The sequence below is a fragment of the Brooklawnia cerclae genome, assembly GCF_011758645.1.
Lineage (GTDB): Bacteria > Actinomycetota > Actinomycetes > Propionibacteriales > Propionibacteriaceae > Brooklawnia > Brooklawnia cerclae.
Genome location: NZ_JAAMOZ010000001.1, coordinates 2,375,719 through 2,392,206 on the forward strand (window position 1 = coordinate 2,375,719; position 16,488 = coordinate 2,392,206).

Genomic DNA, 16,488 nt, shown 5'->3' on the forward strand with positions numbered 1-16,488 from the left:
CCCTGCACCTCCGACCGAACGGCGATCCCGTGCCCGACGGGCTACCCTGACCATACTGGACCAGCACTCCGAGTAGGCAATCAACTGGAAGGCAACCATGGCGACGCAGCAGCAGCCCCTGTTCGATCCCTCGCGTTTCGATCCGAGCAGGGTCCGGCTTCCCGCCATCGAACTCACCCGGTCGATCGGCAAGGCGACCGACGTGGTCATCGGGATGATCAACCCACGCGGCCGGGCGACGCTCGTCGGTGCCCCACCCGAAGTCGAACGGGAGGCCTCGCGCAACGGCGGCCCGCTGCTCTCCCAGTTGCTCGACCAGGGAGCCCGGGCCGACCTGGACGTCGTCGCACTGCTCACGCTTCCTGGCGTCCGCGTGGTGGTGGTGGGTCTCGGGGACGACGTCGACCTCGCCCCGGAGGACCTGCGCAGGGCCGCAGGGATCGGCGTCCGGCGCATTTCGCAGATCGACTCGCCCACGCCCCACCGTGTCGCGATCAGCCTCGAGGCGACGACCGACACCCTGCTGCGCGCGGTCGCCGAGGGATCACTGCTCGCGACTCACACCTTCCGGAAGCTCACCCGCGAACCGGCGGCCCCGCGCATCGAATCCGTGTCGGTCATCGGCGGCGCCCGCTCCGGGCAACAGGCACTGGACGCCGGGCGGGTCTGCGCGGAGGCGGTCTGCGTCGCCCGGGATTGGGCCGACCTCCCGCCTAACCTGCTCGGCCCGGGAGAACTGGCCGATCAGACCCGATACTGGCTCAAGGACGCCCGCATCGACGTCGAGGTGCTGGACGAGAAGGCACTCGACAAGGCGGGCTTCGGCGGCGTCCTGGCCGTCGGCGGCGGCTCGGTACGCCCGCCCAGGCTGGTGCGTCTCGACTACCACCCCCGGGGAGCCCACCAGCACCTCGCCCTCGTGGGCAAGGGCATCACCTACGACTCGGGCGGCTACAACCTCAAGGGCGCCGAGAGCCTGTTCACGATGAAGCACGACATGGCCGGGGCAGCCGCCGTGATCGCCGCCACCCGGACCATCGCCGACCTCGGGCTGCCCGTTCACGTGACCACCTACGCCCCACTGGCGGAGTCGATGATCTCGGGCAGCGCCTATCGTCCCGGGGACGTCATCACGATGTACGACGGCACCACGGTCGAGAACGCCGACTCCGACTGCGAGGGACGCATCGTCCTGGCCGACGCCCTGGCCCGCGCCAACGAGGACTCCCCCGACCTGGTCGTCGACATCGCGACCCTCACAGGAGCCTGCGTCGTGGCGCTCGGCACCCGCATCGGAGGGTTGATGGCCAGCGACGACGCCACCGCGGATCGCCTGCTGGACGCCGCCGAGGCCGCCGGGGAAGAGTTCTGGCAACTGCCGATCACTCGCCACACGCGCAGCCTCCTGACCTCCGAGGTCGCCGACCTGCGATCGAAGCGTGACCGGTTCGGGGGTGCGACCTACGCAGGGGCGTTCCTGCAGCACTTCGTCGCCGAGGGCACCGCCTGGGCTCATCTCGACGTCGCCGGACCGGCGTGGAACCGGGACGCCCCGCACGACTACGTTCCCGCGCAGGCCACCGGCATGGGGGTACGCACGCTGGTCGCACTGGCCGAGGCGATGTCGCACTGAAGCGCCGGGCGCGGGTGCCCCGGCGAGGTTCAGCGATGCCGGGCGTCCCAGTCGCGTTTGCGCTGGGGATAGGGCACGACACCTCCCTGATAGACCGGGATGCCCTGCTTGGCACAGAAGTCGTAGGCCCAGTCCGATGACGGGACGCCACGCCGCACCCATTCCCCGTCGTGGGCGACGAGCAGCAGCGAGGGACGGTTGAAGCTCGTGGGCGGCTCGACCCATGCCTCCACTCCCCGGCGACTGGCGATGAACGACATCAGGTAGTCCCTGGTGTCGTCGCCCACCTCCTGGTCTGCCCGGGCCGTGGCGGCCCTGCGCTGCGCGCGCCGGAAGAAGCGCCCTAGTGCGTTCACCTCACCATTATTGCCCGGGCCCCGCCGCCGGCCCGGGGCCGATCCCGGAACACCGGCGCACATCTGGTTGCGCTTCCTCCGCCAAGGGCGAACAAATACGGTCGGGGGCGGCCAACGCAGGGGCACATCACGAGCATTCGGGCTAGGCTGACCATCGTTACCGGCTGGCATTTCGAAGGAGAGCCCAACCCATGTCGACTGAAGTCACGTTGCCTGTACTGGGCGAGAGCGTCACTGAAGGAACCGTCTCTCGCTGGCTCAAGCAAGTGGGCGAGCACGTCGAAGTCGACGAGCCGCTGCTCGAGGTCAGCACCGACAAGGTCGACACCGAGATCCCCTCCCCGGCATCCGGCGTCCTGCTCGAGATCCGCGTCCACGAGGACGACGTCGCCCAGGTCGACTCCGTGCTCGGCCTGGTCGGTGACCCCAACGAGACCTCCGCCCCGGCACCGGCCCCCGCCGCGCCGGCACCGGAGCCTGCTCCCGCGCCGGTTGCCGTCCACGCCCCTGTGGCCCCCGCCCCGGCGCCCGCTGCCCCGGCCGCTTCGAGCGCCACCGAGGTGATCCTGCCCGCGCTGGGCGAGAGCGTCACCGAAGGAACCGTCTCCCGCTGGCTGAAGGACGTCGGCGAGCGCGTCGAGACCGACGAGCCGCTGCTCGAGGTCAGCACCGACAAGGTCGACACCGAGATCCCCTCCCCGGCATCCGGCGTCCTGCTCGAGATCCGCGTCCACGAGGACGACGTCGCCCAGGTCGGCTCCGTGCTCGGCCTGGTGGGCTCGCCCGACGCGGCCCCTGCCGCCGCCCCGGCACCCGCACCTGCGGCGCCCGCTCCGGCTCCTGCGCCGGTGGCCGCCGCCCCCGCACCCGCTCCGGTTGCCGCACCGGCACCTGCTCCCGTCGCCGCAGCCCCGGCCGCACCGGCACCTGCCACACCCGCCGTCGCCCCGCGTGCGACCAGCGACGAGCCCGGCCCCTACGTCACCCCGTTGGTGCGCAAGATGGCCACCGACTACGGCATCGACCTGGCCTCGGTGCAGGGCACGGGTGTTGGCGGACGCATCCGCAAGCAGGATGTCGTCGCCGCGGCCGAGGCCAAGAAGGCCGCCGAGGCCGCGCCCGCCGCCGCCCCGGCACCCGCTCTTGCTCCCGCGAGTGCTCCGGCCGCTTCGGCGGCTTCGGTTCCCGCACCCGACACATCGGGCAAGCGTGGCACCACCGAGAAGCTCAGCCGCCTGCGCAAGATCATCGCGTCCCGCATGGTCGAGTCGCTGCAGACCGCCGCTCAGCTCACGGCCACGGTCGAGGTCGATCTCACCGCGGTCAGCCAACTGCGCAACAAGGTGAAGAACGACTTCCGCAAGCGCGAGGGCACCGGCCTGACCTACCTGGCCTTCATCTCGAAGGCCACGGTCGAGGCACTGAAGGCGTTCCCGCAGATCAACGCCTCCATCGACACCGAGGCGGGCACCGTCACCTACCACGGTGCCGAGCATCTGGGCATCGCGGTCGACACGGAGCGGGGCCTGGTCGTCCCGGTCATCAAGAACGCGGGTGACCTGAACGTCGGCGGCATCGCCAAGCAGATCTCCGACCTCGCCGCCCGCGGGCGCGACAACAAGCTCGGGCCCGACGAACTGTCCGGTGCGACCTTCACGATCACGAACTACGGATCGGCGGGCACCCTGTTCGACACCCCGGTCATCAACCAGCCCAATGTCGGCATCCTCGGCACCGGGGCCCTCGTGAAGCGCCCGGTCGTCGTCCCCGATCAGTTCGGCAACGACACCATCGCGATCCGCGACATGATGTACCTCTCGCTGACCTACGACCACCGTCTCGTCGACGGGGCCCTGGCGGCCAGGTTCCTGTCGGCCGTCAAGGCCCGTCTGGAAGAGGGCGCCTTCGGCGGCGAGTTCGGCCTCTGATCACCCCACACTCCCGATCGAAGGACCCCGCGAGCCCATGGGCCGCGGGGTCCTTCGACGACGCGGCGACCGCAAGGGCGGACGGTGCAATGGCGCCGGCCGGGTGCCGCCAGCTAGCATGGGTGGCCGGACGCCGCACGGGCGTCCCACACGATCGTTGGACGAGGGCGAGCAGGCAACATGGCGAGGAGCGAGCGGGCGAAGGAGCTGGAGGCCAAGCAGAAGGCCGAGGCCAAGGCCCTGCGCGAGAAGAAGCGCAACTCTGACAACCCCCGTGACTGGGGTACCTTCCGGCAGATCAGGGAGAGCTTTCGCCTGACGAGCCAGGTCGATCCCCAGCTCAAGTGGTGGATCATCGTCGTCATCGCGGCCGGTGTCGTCATCGGGCTGGTCCTCGGGCTCGTCCTGGGCAGCCCTGGCTCCTTCACCTGGATATGGGGTCTGGTCCTCGGGCTCCTGTCGGGGGTCACCGCGTCCCTCTACATCCTCACCTGGCGGACGAAGAAGGCCACCTACCTGCGCTACAAGGGGCAACCCGGCTCGGGCGAGGTTCCCCTGTCGATGCTCAACAAGAAGAAGTGGACGAGCCAGCCGGTCATCGCGTTCACGAAGCGGCAGGACGTCATCCATCGCGTTGTCGGCGAGGGCGGCCTGGTGCTCGTGGGCGACGGCGACCCCGGACGCCTCAAGCCGCTGATGGCCACCGAGGTGCGCCGTCACCAGCAGGTGCTCTACGGCGTCGACGTCCAGACCGTCATCATGGGTGACGGCCCTGATCAGGTGCCGATGGAGAAGCTGACCAAGTACATCGAGAAGCTGCCGAAGGCCCTCGACACCGTGCAGGTGGAAGAGGTGAAGTCGCGGCTCAAGGCACTCGACTCCATGAAGTCCGCCGTTCCTCTGCCGAAGGGCCCCCTGCCCACGAACGCCAAGGGCTCGCGCCGCGCCCTGCGGGGCCGCTGAGGCCCCGCAGCGGACGCGCTCAGCGCTCGTCGGTGTCGTCGTCCAGCGATTCGAGCACCTCGAACGGCGACTCCAGGCCTTCACGCCAGGCCTCGACACCTTCCCGGACGGCCAGTACGGCCACCACGAGCGCCGCGACCGAGTCGGCCCACATCCAGCCGAAGAGGCTGTTGAGGAGCAGGCCGATCAATACGGTGCCCGACAGGTAGGAGCACAGGAGCAACTGCTTCGAGTCGGCTCGCACGCTCGCGGAGCCCAGTTCGCTCCCGGTGCGGAACTCGAACCATGCCAACCCGGGCATCACGATCAGGCTCAGGGTGGCTATCGCGATCCCGACCGGGCTGTGGTCGACCTCCCCCACCCCGGACAGGGCCGCGACGGCGTCGATCGTCACGTAGGCGGCGAGGGCGAAGAAGGCGATGCTGATCGCCTTGACCGCGGCCTTCTCCCAGCGTTCCGGGTCCTTGCGGGTGAACTGCCAGGCCACCGCGACGGCGGAGGCGACCTCGATCACCGAGTCGAGGCCGAACCCGATCAGCGCCGCGGACGAGGCCACCGCTCCGGCACCGATCGCCACCACGGCCTCGATCACGTTCCAGCTGATGGTGAAGGCCACGATGAGCTTCACCCGCCGGTTCAGACGGGCCCGGCGCTCGTCGGTCAGCACGTCGTTGCTCATCGGGTCTCCTCAGCGAGTTGTGTCTCCAGGCCGCACCCCGGGTCGAGGCAGGGCACCGATTCGTCCACGGTCAAGGTGACGTCCAGCAGATCGCTCAGTGCGGCCGCGAGGCGGTGATCGGCGATCTCGTACCTGGTCTTGCGCCCCTCCGGCTCGGCGACCACGATCCCGCATCCACGCAGACAGGCAAGATGGTTGGACACGTTCGTGCGCGTCAACCCGAGCCCGCGGGCCAGCTCGGCCGGGTAGCCCGGGCCGTCCAGAAGGCTCAGCAGGATGCGCGAGCGGGTCGGATCGGCCATCGCCCTGCCGAGGCGGTTCATCGCGTCCAATCGTGAAGCTATGGTCAGCATGCGCTGACTATACAGTCATCCCTGACCTACTGATCCGAAGGTCATCACGTGAACCGTGTCCCACGAGAGCAGGCCGATCGGCTCGCTCGAACCGGTAGTTCACGAACCCGTGACGAATGCTCACGAACTTGTAACACACGCCCTATGTACGCAGACCGGAACGAAAACATAGACTCCAGGCATGTTCAGGCAAGAATCAACAACTTCAGTCAAAAATAGTCATGCTCGCGACTGAACGGCAGGCACGGATCCTCCAGGCAGTCGCCGAGCGACGGATCGCCAGCACCGAGGCCCTTGCCTCCGAACTCCAGGTGTCGCCCGAGACCATCCGGAGAGACATCCGCACCCTCGACGATCAGGGCGCACTCCGCCGCGTACGCGGGGGTGCCGCGTCCACCACCATCACCAACGGCGAGCCGCTCATCGAGGAGCGCCAACTGTTGAACCGACCGGCAAAGGAAGCCATCGGGCGATTGGCGGCCGACCTGCTGGAGGACGGGCAGATGGTGATCCTCGACCTCGGAACCACTGCGATGGAGGTCGCCCGCGCCATGGCACCGGGCTTCCGGGGGGTCGTGGCGACCAACTCCCTGCTCATCGCCGGAGAACTCGCCGAACGCCACGACATCGAAGTGCTGGTGTGCGGTGGACGAGTTCGCGGCGGCGATCTGGCCCTGTCGAACGCCTTCTCGGTGGAGTTCTTCGCGCAGCTTCACGCCGACGTCGCGTTCGTGAGTTCGGGCGGGGTGTCGGCCGAGGAAGGACTCACCGACTTCTATCTCGACGAGGTGGCCACACGCCAGCAGATGCTGCGCAGCGCGCGACAGGCCTTCGTCCTCGCCGACTCCTCGAAATTCGGTGTGGTGGCCCCCTACGCGGTGGCCCCACTGGGATGCGAACTCGGCCTGATCACCGACCGCGTCCCCGATCCCGAACTGGAGCGAGCGATACGCCGGAGGGGAGGTGCCATCGTCTCTCCCTGATCCATCCGCTGATCCGCCCAGTACGCGGCGGTCGCACCGGAAACGAAGATCGGGTGACGCCTAGGAACGTCACCCGACCGGCAAGTCCCCACTCCCTCTCCCAAGGTCACAAGGAGCTTCCGTGTCCAATCCTGTCACACAATCGAAACAAACAAGCGGTGATGACGCCGACGCGCACATCGCGAACGCCGGCTACGCCCAACAGTTCAAACGCACCCTGGGCCATTTCGAGTCCTTCGCCGTGGCTTTCTCGTTCATCTCCATCACGACCGGCTTGTTCTCCACCTTCGGGGTGGTGCTCAACTCGTCCGGCCCGGCAGGCATCTGGACGTGGCCGATCGCGACCGTCGGCACCATCCTGGTCGCCCTCGTGTACGGCATGCTCGCCAGCCGGATCCCGCTCTCCGGATTCTCCTACCAGTGGGCCAGCCGTCTGGCCAACCCGACCGTGGGCTGGTGGTTCGGATGGGTGTCGTTCGCCTTCCTCACCAGCGTCACCATCTCGGTCGACTACGCCTTCTCCCAGGTGGCCCTGTTCCCCCTTCTCGGCTGGGAATACGACCCCCTGAGGGGCGCCATCACCACCGCTATCGTGATGGTCCTGCAGGCCGCGCTGATCATCTGGTCGACGCCGATCCTGACCAAGATCAACAACGTCGCCGTGGGCGCCGAGCTCACCGCCATGATCGGGCTCACCATCCTGATCACCGCAGCCGTGCTGATCAACGGCGGAGGCGACATCGGGAACTGGACGTCATCGGGCGTCGCCCCCTCGGAGGGCTATCTCGGCTGGCTCGGGCCCTTCATGATGGCTTTCCTCCTGGGGGCCTACACCCTGGTCGGCTGGGAGTCGTCGGCGAACCTGTCGGAGGAGACCAAGAACCCCAAGAAGGTGATCCCGCGGGCCATGGTGCGCTCGGTCATGATCTCCGGGATCGTCGGCACGCTGTTCCTGATGGCGATCTCGGCCGGTATGGGTGACGACGTCGAGGCGATCAGCGCGTCCACCTCGCCGGTGGCCGATATCATCGGACGGACCGTGGGCCACACCCTCGAGGTGATCCTGCTGGTCGTGGTGTGTGTCGCGATCTTCGCCTGCGGCCTGGTGATCATGACCTCCAACAGCCGGCTGATCTGGGCGATGGCCCGCGACGGCCGGGTACCGTTCGCCGAGACCTTCGCCAAGGTGCCGCGCGCAACGGGCGGCCCGGTGTGGGCCGCGGTCCTGGCAGCCGCCGTTCCGATCCTCATCACCCTCGGCTTCTACGCCAACAGCGACGCCCTGACCGGCTTCCTGGGGGCCGGGACGCTGATGCCCGCGATCCTGTACTCGGCGACGGTGGTGCTCTACATCACCACGCGGCACAAGTTCACCCATCATCCCGACGACTTCTCGCTGGGCAAATGGGAATGGCCCGTGGTCATCGGCGCCTGCGTCTGGCTGCTGGTCGAGCTGTCCATCCTGATCTTCCCCGCGGACTTCCGGATCGCCCAGTACTACGCCATCGGGACGCTGGTGGTCGGCGCGGTGGTCTTCGCCATCCTGTGGTTCACACGCCGCGACAAGCTGGTTGCCGAAGTGGGCTCGGGCGTGGACGCGCTATGACGGTTCTCGCCATCGATCAGGGCACCTCGGGCACGAAAGCGATCGTGGTCGATCCCGATCAGGGCGTCCTCGGTCTGGCCGAGGTCCCCGTTCACCCCGTGTACCTCGCCGACGGCGGGGTCGAGCAGGATCCCCAGGCCCTGCTCGACTCCGTCGTAGAGGCCGGCCGGCGTGCCCTTGCGGCCGCCGGCCGGCCGGCCGAGGTCGTCTCCCTGGCCAACCAGGGTGAGACGGTGCTGGCCTGGGACCCGGCGACGGGTCGTCCCCTCAGCCAGGCCGTGGTCTGGCAGGACGGACGGGCCGCCGGGATCTGCCAGGAGCTGGCGGATCGGCGCGACCTGGTGGAATCGCGGACCGGGTTGGCGCTGGAGGCCTACTTCTCGGCGCCCAAGATGGCCTGGCTACGACGCAACGTGACCACCAGCGGCGTGGTCACGACGACGGACTCCTGGTTGCTGCACCAGCTGACCGGGGAGTTCGTCACCGATGTCACCACGGCCTCGCGATCCCTGGTGCTCGACCTCGACCGCAGGGAATGGGACGCCGAACTGCTGGACGTCTTCGGGCTGGCCGCAGAGCCCCTGCCCCGGATCGTCGCCTGTGACGAGCCGCTGGGCACCACCGGGTTGTTCGGGGACGAGCTCGTCGTCGGCGGCCAGGTGGTCGATCAGCAGGCAGCCTTGTTCGCCCAGGGATGCCTGGCACCGGGACAGGCCAAGTGCACGTTCGGGACCGGCGCCTTCCTGCTGGTCAACACCGGCCGGGCGGCCCCGCGCTCACGAAACGGCCTGACCACCTCGGTGGCGTGGACGCTCCGCGGCGCCAGTGATTACTGCCTGGACGGGCAGGTGTTCACGGTCGCCTCGGCGGTGCGCTGGCTCACCGACATCGGGCTGATCGACGGACCGGCGCACCTCGACCCCCTGGCCGCGGACGGAGCCGGTGACGCGGTGTGCGTACCCGCACTGGCGGGGTTGGCCGCGCCCTGGTGGCGGGGCGATGCCCGGGCGAGCTTCGCCGGGATCGGTCTGGCGACCACCCGTGGGAACCTGGTCGCGGCCGTTCTGCAGGGCATCGCCGCGCAGATCGCCGAGCTGGCGGAGGTGGTCGAGCACGACCTCGGCGAGCCTCTCAGCGTCCTGCGTGTGGACGGTGGCCTGACGCGCAGTCGTGAGTTGATGCAGGCGACCGCCGACCTCTGCCAGATTCCCATCGAGGTGTATGCGTCCCCGCATGCCACCGCGCTGGGCGCGGCAGCCATGGGCCGGCTCGCGACACAACCGGAGCTCGCACCCGCCGACGTGGTGGGCGCGGGCGACCCGAGCGGCAGCTATCTGCCGCGATGGAGCGCCGACCAGGCCGCGGGCTTCCGCTCGCGCTGGCGACGATTGGCCGAAAGGAACCTGGAGGAAGTGAACATCGGTGGTTGAGTCCCAATCAACGGTCGAACCTGCCGAGAACGGATCGGCGCCCGGCGGCGCCGGAACCCCGCTCTTCGACGTGGTGGTCATCGGAGCGGGGGTGGTCGGCTCCGCAGTGGCCCGGGAACTGTCGGGTCATCGGCTCACCGTGGCGCTGATGGATGCCCGCCAGGACGTCGGTGATGTGACCTCGAAGGCGAACACCGCCATCCTGCACACCGGATTCGACGCCAAGCCCGGCAGCCTGGAAGCACGGCTGGTGCACGAGGGCTACGAGATGCTGGGCGCCTACGGCGAGAAGGTCGGTATCCCGATCGAACGAACCGGTGCCCTGCTGGTCGCCTGGAACTCCGAGCAGTTCGAGGCACTGCCCGGGCTGCGCGACAAGGCCGCGGCCAACGGGTACGACCAGACGTACCTGATCAACGCCGACGAGGTCTACGAGCGTGAGCCGCACCTCGGGCCCGGTGCCCTAGGCGGCCTGGTGGTGCCCGGCGAGTCGATCATCTGTCCCTGGACGACGACCCTGGCCTATGCCACCGAGGCGAAGTCCCGTGGGGCCGAGTTGCTGCTCGGCCGTCCGGTGACGGCCGTGGACGTGGGTCCCGAGGTGACGACCCTGCAGACACCGGCCGGGCCGGTCCGCGCCCGCTGGGTGGTCAACGCCGCCGGTCTCGGCAGTGATCACATCGATCGCGCCTTCGGGTTCGACCGGTTCACGGTCACCCCCCGGCGCGGGGAACTGTTCGTCTTCGACAAGCTCACTCGGACGATGGTCTCGGAGATCCTGCTGCCCGTCCCGACGTCGAGAGGCAAGGGCGTGCTGATCTCGCCGACGATCTACGGCAACGTGATGCTGGGCCCGACCGCCGAGGATCTCGAAGACCGCACCGACACCTCGACGTCGGCCGCCGGGTTCGCGATGCTGCTCGACAAGGGCGCGATGATCATGCCCGAGTTGCCCGGACGCGAGGTGACGGCCACCTACGCCGGCCTGCGGGCGGCCACCGAGCATTCCGACTACGTCGTCGAGGTGGACGCGGACAAGCGTTACCTCTGCCTGGGCGGCATACGATCGACCGGGTTGACCTCGTCCATGGCACTGGCCAGGCACGCGGCCGGACTGCTCGCCGGAGCCGGGCTGGGACTCGTCGCGGTGGAGCCCGGCGAGCTGCCGGAACCGCCCCACATGCCCTACATCGGGCAGGCGGGTGTGCGTCCGTACGCCGACCCCGCGAAGGTGGCCGCCGATCCGGCCTACGGAGAGATCGTGTGCTTCTGCGAGAGGGTGACCAGGGGCGAGATTCGCGACGCGCTGGCCTCACCCGTTCCCCCGTGCGACCGCGGGGGCCTGGCGCGCCGCACCCGCGCGACCAACGGGCGGTGCCAGGGGTTCTTCTGCGGCGCACATGTCGATGAACTGCTGGACGGAGGCAAGTGATGCCAGGGCGGACCACTCACAGCACGCGGGTCGCGATCATCGGCGGGGGGCCGGCGGGCCTCACAGCCGCGCGCGAACTGGCCGGATCAGGCGAGGTGCTGGTGCTCGAACGCGAATCCGACCTCGGCGGGATCCCGCGTCACGCCAACCACTGGGGCTACGGGGTGCGTGACCTGCGCCGGGTGATGACTGGGCCGGCCTATGCGCGCCAGTTGGCCAGGGAAGCGCTTTCCGCTGGCGCGACGGCCTGGACCTCGGCGATGGTCACGGGAATCGACGGGCGGAGTCTCGAGGTGACCTCGCCACGTGGCGTGGTCACGGTGGAGGCCGACGCGGTGGTGCTCGCGACCGGCGCACGCGAGCGCCCCCGCGCAGCCCGGCGCATCCCGGGCGATCGCCCGCGCGGGGTCTACACCACCGGGGAACTGCAGAACAGGGTGCACCTGCACCATCGCGAGATCGGGAAACGGATCGTGGTCGTCGGCGCCGAGTTGGTGAGCTGGTCAGCGGTGCTGACCCTGCGTCATGCGGGTGCCAGGGCCGTCCTGATGACCTCCAGCCGCCCGGCGCCGGAAACCTACGCCGCCGTGGCGCTGGCCGGCCGGGTGGCCTTCGGGGTTCCGGTCGCCACCGACACCACCGTGGAACGCGTCATCGGCAAGGGGCAGGTCGAGGGGGTCGAGGTGCTCGATCACCTCAGCGGACGCAGACGGGTGGTCGCCTGCGACGGCGTGGTGTTCACCGCCGATTGGATACCCGACCACGAGCTGGCGGTGGACCTCGGCCTGGAGCTGGAGCCCGCCTCGCTGGCGCCACGGGTGGACACCGCGCTGCGGACCGGGCAGCCGGGGATATTTGCGGCCGGGAACCTGCTCCACCCCGTCGACACCGCCGACAACGCCGCACTGGACGGACGCCACGTCGCCCGCAGCGTCGAACGCTGGCTGGCCGGCGCGACCGAGGAGACCCCCGGCGTGGGGCTCCTCGTCGAGGAACCGCTGCGGTGGATGGCGCCCGGCCTGCTGAGGCCCGGCGACCCGGCTCCGACGAGGGGCCGCTACCTGGCCTGGGTGAACGAGTACCGCCGCTTCCCGACCGTGGTCGCACGCCAGGCCGGACGAGTCGTCGGACGCGTCCGGACACCGTGGCCTGCGGCTCCGGGACGGGTTTTCCGGATCCCCGCATCGGTGCTCGAAGGCGTCGATCGCCGTGGCGAGGAGGTTCGGATCAGCCTGGGCTAGGAAGGCGTCCCCGTAGCCGTCACCCGGCCTCCCCCGGCTCGACGATCAGCCGATATCCCATGCCTGCCTCGGTGATCAGATAGCGGGGGTTGCCGGGGTCGGGCTCGAGCTTCTTGCGCAACTGTGACACGTAGAGCCGCAGGTAACCCGTGTCGCTGACGTGCTCGGAACCCCAGATGCTGGTGAGCAGGGTCTGACGCGTGACGAGCCGTCCCGGATTGCGGATGAGCAACTCCAGCACCTGCCACTCGGTCGGCGTGAGGCGAACCTGGTGCACCTCGTCACCGATGGTCCTGGTGACGTTCTGGAAGGCAAGGTCGACGGTGACATCACCCAGCTTCACGACAGGCGCCGCGTCCTGCTGGGGCAGCCGCCGTGTGAGCGCACGGATGCGGGCGAGGAGTTCTTCCACGGAGAACGGCTTGGTGACGTAGTCATCGGCACCCGCGTCGAGCGCCTCGACCTTGTCCGTCGCACCGGACCGTCCGGAGACGACGAGTATCGGAGCCTCCGACCACCCCCGGATGCCGTGGATCACCTCGATCCCGTCGAGTTGCGGCATACCGAGGTCGATGAGGAAGATGTCCGGGCGGTGGTCGATCGCGGCGGCGATCGCCTTGGCCCCGTCTGTGGCCGTGATGATCTCGTATCCCTTTGCCCTGAGAGTGATCCGCAGGGCCCGCAGGATCTGCGGGTCGTCATCGGCGATGAGAATCCTCATGGTTCGCCGCCTTCCTCGTCGTGGTCGGGTTTTCTGTCACCGATCCGCGCAGTGGTGGGCAGGGACACGACCATCGTGAGCCCTCCCCCGGGGGTGTCCTCCGGCAGCAGGGTGCCTCCCATTCCCTCGACGAACCCCTTCGAGAGCGCCAGGCCCAGACCGAGGCCGGTCGTGTTGTCGGTGTCACCGAGGCGTTGGAAAGGGACGAAGATGTCGTCGCGTCGCTCCGGCGGGACGCCGGGGCCGTGGTCGACCACGCGGATCTCGACAGTGTCGGCGAACGCGCTGGTCGTGATACGGATCCTCCTGCCGGCAGGCGAGTGCCTCACCGCGTTGGCCAGCAGGTTGACGATGACGCGCTGCAGGAGCACGGGGTCGGCCGACACCGGCGGCAGTTCCGGGTCGAGGTCGATCTCGACCTGACCTGGCCCGAGACCCAGTTCGTCCAGGGCCGGGACGATCGCGTCGGCCGGGTCCACCGCCGCGGGCAGCACCGCGAGCACCCCGGCCTGCAGCCTGCTGACGTCGAGCAGATCCGTGACCAGCGATGCGAGCGTGGTCAGGCTCTCGTCGGCAGTCGCCAGGAGTTCGTCCCGGTCCCCGTCGCTGAGCGAACTCTTCGCGGCACGCAGTCCGCTGACCGCCGCCGTCGCGGCGGCGAGAGGTCGCCTCAGATCGTGACTGAGCGCCGACAACAGTGCACTGCGCACCCGATCGGAAGCCGCGAGAGGTGCGACCTCACTGGCGACCTCCTCCAGGTCGCTGTGCTCCAGCGCGGCGTCGATCTGGGCGACGATGACCGTCAGCAGCCGACGCTCGGATGCCTTGAGATCCGCGCCATGCAGTTCGAGGACGGCGCGCTCGCCGACGGGGACGGTGACGCGATCACCACCGGCGGCCGGTGCTCCGCCGGTATCCGGCGTCTCGCTGGCCGCGAGCACGGCATCACCGGCGAGCAGGCGTACCCCGTCCAGCCCGAACGCCTCCCTGGTCTGCTCGACCAGGGCCGGCAACGCGTCCTGGCCGCGTAGCACGCTGCCGGCCACGGTCTGCAACAGTTCCGACTCGGCCGCCGACCGGCGGGCGGCCCTGGACTGCCGAGCAGCCCGGTCGACGACGAAGCTGACCAGCACCGCGATGAGGACGAAGAGCCCGATCGTCAACAGGTGCACGGGCTCGGCGACGGCGATCGTGCGGTAGGGCTCGATGAAGAAGAAATCGAGGGTGATCCCGGAGAGCACGGCCGCGAACAGAGCCGGCCAGATGCCGCCGACGAGGGCGACGACCACGACGAGGAGCTGGTAGCCCAGTACGTCACTGGCGATCGCCCCCTCGCTGCGTGACGCCAGCAGAAGCCACGTCAGCAGGGGGCCACCGGCCACAGCGAGGCCGAACCCGGTGATGCGGCGCCTCATGCTCAGGGACCCACCGATCCTCGGAAGGGTGAACCGGCCCCCTGCCGCCGCGTGATTGACGATGTGGACGTCGATGTTGCCCGCTTCGCGGATGACGGTGGCGCCGACATCCGGGCCTGTGAGCGCGGCTACGAAGCGCCCACGCCGACTGACGCCGATGACAAGCTGCGTGGCGTTCACAGACTTGGCGAAGTCGACGAGGGCGCTCGGGATGTCGTCGCCGACCACCTCGTGATAGCTGCCACCGAGGCCCTCGACGAGGGCCCGCTGATGCGCGAGTGCGGCCGGGTTCGCTGCGCGCAGCCCGTCCTGGCTGGCCACATGCACGGCCAGCAACTCTCCCCCGGCGGATCGAGCCGCGATGCGGGCACCGCGCCGTATCAGGGTCTCCCCCTCCGGACCACCGGTGAGGGTGACGACGACGCGTTCGCGAGCCTCCCAGGTGCTGTCGATACCGTGCTCCGCGCGGTAGTGGATGAGCGCTTGGTCGACCTCGTCGGCGAGCCACAGCAGAGCGAGCTCGCGCAGCGCGGTGAGATTGCCCAGCCGGAAGTAGTTGGACAGGGCTGCGTCGATGCGCTCGGCCGGGTAGATCAGACCGCCGGCGAGCCGGTCGCGTAAGGCCTGGGGAGCCAGGTCGACGACCTCCACCTGGTCTGCCGCACGCAGGAACTCGTCGGGGATGGTCTCGCGCTGCGGGACACCTGTGATCTGTTCGACGACGTCGTTGAGCGATTCGATGTGCTGGATGTTGACGGTCGAGATGACGTCGATGCCCGCGGCGAGCAGCAGCCGCACATCCTGCCAGCGTTTCTCGTTGCGGGAGCCGGGAGCATTGGTGTGCGCGAGTTCGTCGACCAGGGCGATGCCGGGCGCGCGTGCGAGCACCGCGTCGAGGTCCATCTCCATCAGCTCGATTCCGCGGTGGGTGGTCCTCCGCCGCGCGACGGCCTCCAGGCCGTCGGTCATCGCGGACGTCGCGGGGCGTCCGTGGGTTTCGACGACCGCCACCACGACGTCCTTGCCCTCCCCGAGGAGTCGCCTGCCCTCCTCGAGCATCGTGTAGGTCTTGCCGACGCCGGGGGCAGCCCCCAGGAGCACTCGGAGCCTCCCCCGTTCCGACACGATCAGCCCTCCAGCTCGTCCAGAGCCAGATTAAGCTCCAGGACGTTGACCGTGGGCTCGCCGAGGAAGCCGAGGACGCGCCCCTGGGTGTGCGACTCCACAAGCCCCCGAACCTGATCGACCGGCAGGCTTCGCTCACGGGCGATCCGGTCGGCCTGCAGGAGCGCGTACTCGGGGCTGATGTCCGGATCCAGGCCGGAGGCCGATGCCGTGACCGCATCGGCGGGCACTTCGTCGGGCGACACACCGTTGAACTCGGCCACCTGTTCCCTGCGCGCCTGGATCGCCGCGACCAGGTCCTCGTTCTCCGGCCCCTGGTTCGAACCCGAGGACGCGCCCCCGTCGTAGCCGTCGCCGGCCGCCGATGGGCGGGGCTGGAAATACTGCGGCAGCGGGTTCCCTTCGGCATCGGCGAAGGACTGCCCGATGAGGCTCGAGCCCACGACCTGGCCGGTGGCGTCCTCGACGAACGAGCCGTTCGCCCGATCGCCGAGGAACACCTGCCCGATGCCGGTGATGACGAGCGTGTAGGCGATCCCCGACAGCACGGTGAGGACCGCCATGGCGCGCACCGAGGCGACAAGCGTGCGGGCGACCGGACGAATGAGAGCGTTCATGTTCAC

The 16,488-nt window shown here is 69.2% G+C and carries 14 protein-coding genes; 8 read left to right on the top strand and 6 right to left on the bottom strand.

Annotation, left to right across the window (positions count from 1 at the left end):
• Positions 1–97: 97 nt before the first annotated feature.
• Positions 98–1,633 carry a leucyl aminopeptidase gene (locus FB473_RS11080; RefSeq protein WP_167167491.1) on the top strand — a complete coding sequence of 512 codons (1,536 nt, stop codon included), beginning with the start codon at positions 98–100 and terminating at the stop codon, positions 1,631–1,633.
• 29 nt (positions 1,634–1,662) lie between these two features.
• Here FB473_RS11080 and FB473_RS11085 read toward each other — a convergent pair whose 3' ends face one another.
• Positions 1,663–1,989, bottom strand: coding sequence for a hypothetical protein (locus FB473_RS11085; RefSeq protein WP_341770104.1), 327 nt, complete (start codon positions 1,987–1,989; stop codon positions 1,663–1,665).
• A gap of 191 nt (positions 1,990–2,180) precedes the next feature.
• On the opposite strand from FB473_RS11085, the gene sucB reads away from it, so the two are divergent.
• Entirely contained in the window at positions 2,181–3,917 is a 1,737-nt protein-coding gene (sucB, locus tag FB473_RS11090; protein ID WP_167167494.1) for a 2-oxoglutarate dehydrogenase, E2 component, dihydrolipoamide succinyltransferase, read from the top strand.
• Positions 3,918–4,097: 180 nt separating this feature from the next.
• Positions 4,098–4,880: a DUF4191 domain-containing protein gene (locus FB473_RS11095; RefSeq protein WP_167167497.1), complete on the top strand. Its 783-nt coding sequence runs from the start codon at positions 4,098–4,100 to the stop codon at positions 4,878–4,880.
• Positions 4,881–4,899: 19 nt separating this feature from the next.
• Here the strand turns inward: FB473_RS11095 and FB473_RS11100 are convergent, their stop codons facing one another.
• Both FB473_RS11100 and cmtR read right to left on the bottom strand, forming a co-directional pair.
• Positions 4,900–5,559 (bottom strand): cation efflux transmembrane domain-containing protein, encoded by a 660-nt coding sequence (locus FB473_RS11100; protein WP_167167500.1) that lies wholly within the window; start codon positions 5,557–5,559, stop codon positions 4,900–4,902.
• A complete protein-coding gene (gene cmtR, locus FB473_RS11105) occupies positions 5,556–5,912 on the bottom strand; it encodes a Cd(II)/Pb(II)-sensing metalloregulatory transcriptional regulator CmtR (protein WP_167167503.1) in 357 nt (118 codons plus the stop codon). The genes FB473_RS11100 and cmtR overlap by 4 nt, the downstream gene beginning before the upstream one ends.
• 221 nt (positions 5,913–6,133) lie before the next feature.
• Between cmtR and FB473_RS11110 the strand changes: the two genes are divergently transcribed.
• From FB473_RS11110 to FB473_RS11130, 5 genes are all read left to right on the top strand, one after another.
• Positions 6,134–6,895 carry a DeoR/GlpR family DNA-binding transcription regulator gene (locus FB473_RS11110; protein ID WP_167167505.1) on the top strand — a complete coding sequence of 254 codons (762 nt, stop codon included), beginning with the start codon at positions 6,134–6,136 and terminating at the stop codon, positions 6,893–6,895.
• A 121-nt stretch (positions 6,896–7,016) separates the two neighbouring features.
• Entirely contained in the window at positions 7,017–8,501 is a 1,485-nt protein-coding gene (locus FB473_RS11115) for an amino acid permease (protein ID WP_208390526.1), read from the top strand.
• Positions 8,498–9,931, top strand: a complete 1,434-nt coding sequence (locus FB473_RS11120) for an FGGY family carbohydrate kinase (protein WP_167167508.1) — start codon at positions 8,498–8,500, stop codon at positions 9,929–9,931. The genes FB473_RS11115 and FB473_RS11120 overlap by 4 nt, the downstream gene beginning before the upstream one ends.
• On the top strand, positions 9,924–11,363 hold the full coding sequence (locus FB473_RS11125) for an FAD-dependent oxidoreductase (RefSeq protein WP_167167510.1): 1,440 nt from the start codon (positions 9,924–9,926) through the stop codon (positions 11,361–11,363). The genes FB473_RS11120 and FB473_RS11125 overlap by 8 nt, the downstream gene beginning before the upstream one ends.
• The gene (locus FB473_RS11130) at positions 11,363–12,604 is read left to right on the top strand and encodes an NAD(P)/FAD-dependent oxidoreductase (RefSeq protein WP_167167514.1); all 1,242 of its coding nucleotides are present in this window, start codon (positions 11,363–11,365) and stop codon (positions 12,602–12,604) included. The genes FB473_RS11125 and FB473_RS11130 overlap by 1 nt, the downstream gene beginning before the upstream one ends.
• 19 nt (positions 12,605–12,623) lie before the next feature.
• On the opposite strand, the gene FB473_RS11135 is transcribed toward FB473_RS11130, so the two are convergent.
• The 3 genes from FB473_RS11135 to kdpC are packed head-to-tail and all read right to left on the bottom strand — an operon-like array spanning position 12,624 to position 16,482.
• Complete coding sequence (locus tag FB473_RS11135; RefSeq protein WP_167167517.1) at positions 12,624–13,325, bottom strand: response regulator transcription factor; 702 nt, start codon at positions 13,323–13,325, stop codon at positions 12,624–12,626.
• Positions 13,322–15,865, bottom strand: a complete 2,544-nt coding sequence (locus tag FB473_RS11140; protein WP_167167520.1) for a DUF4118 domain-containing protein — start codon at positions 15,863–15,865, stop codon at positions 13,322–13,324. The genes FB473_RS11135 and FB473_RS11140 overlap by 4 nt, the downstream gene beginning before the upstream one ends.
• 2 nt (positions 15,866–15,867) lie before the next feature.
• The gene (kdpC, locus tag FB473_RS11145) at positions 15,868–16,482 is read right to left on the bottom strand and encodes a K(+)-transporting ATPase subunit C (protein WP_167167523.1); all 615 of its coding nucleotides are present in this window, start codon (positions 16,480–16,482) and stop codon (positions 15,868–15,870) included.
• Positions 16,483–16,488 lie beyond the last annotated feature (6 nt).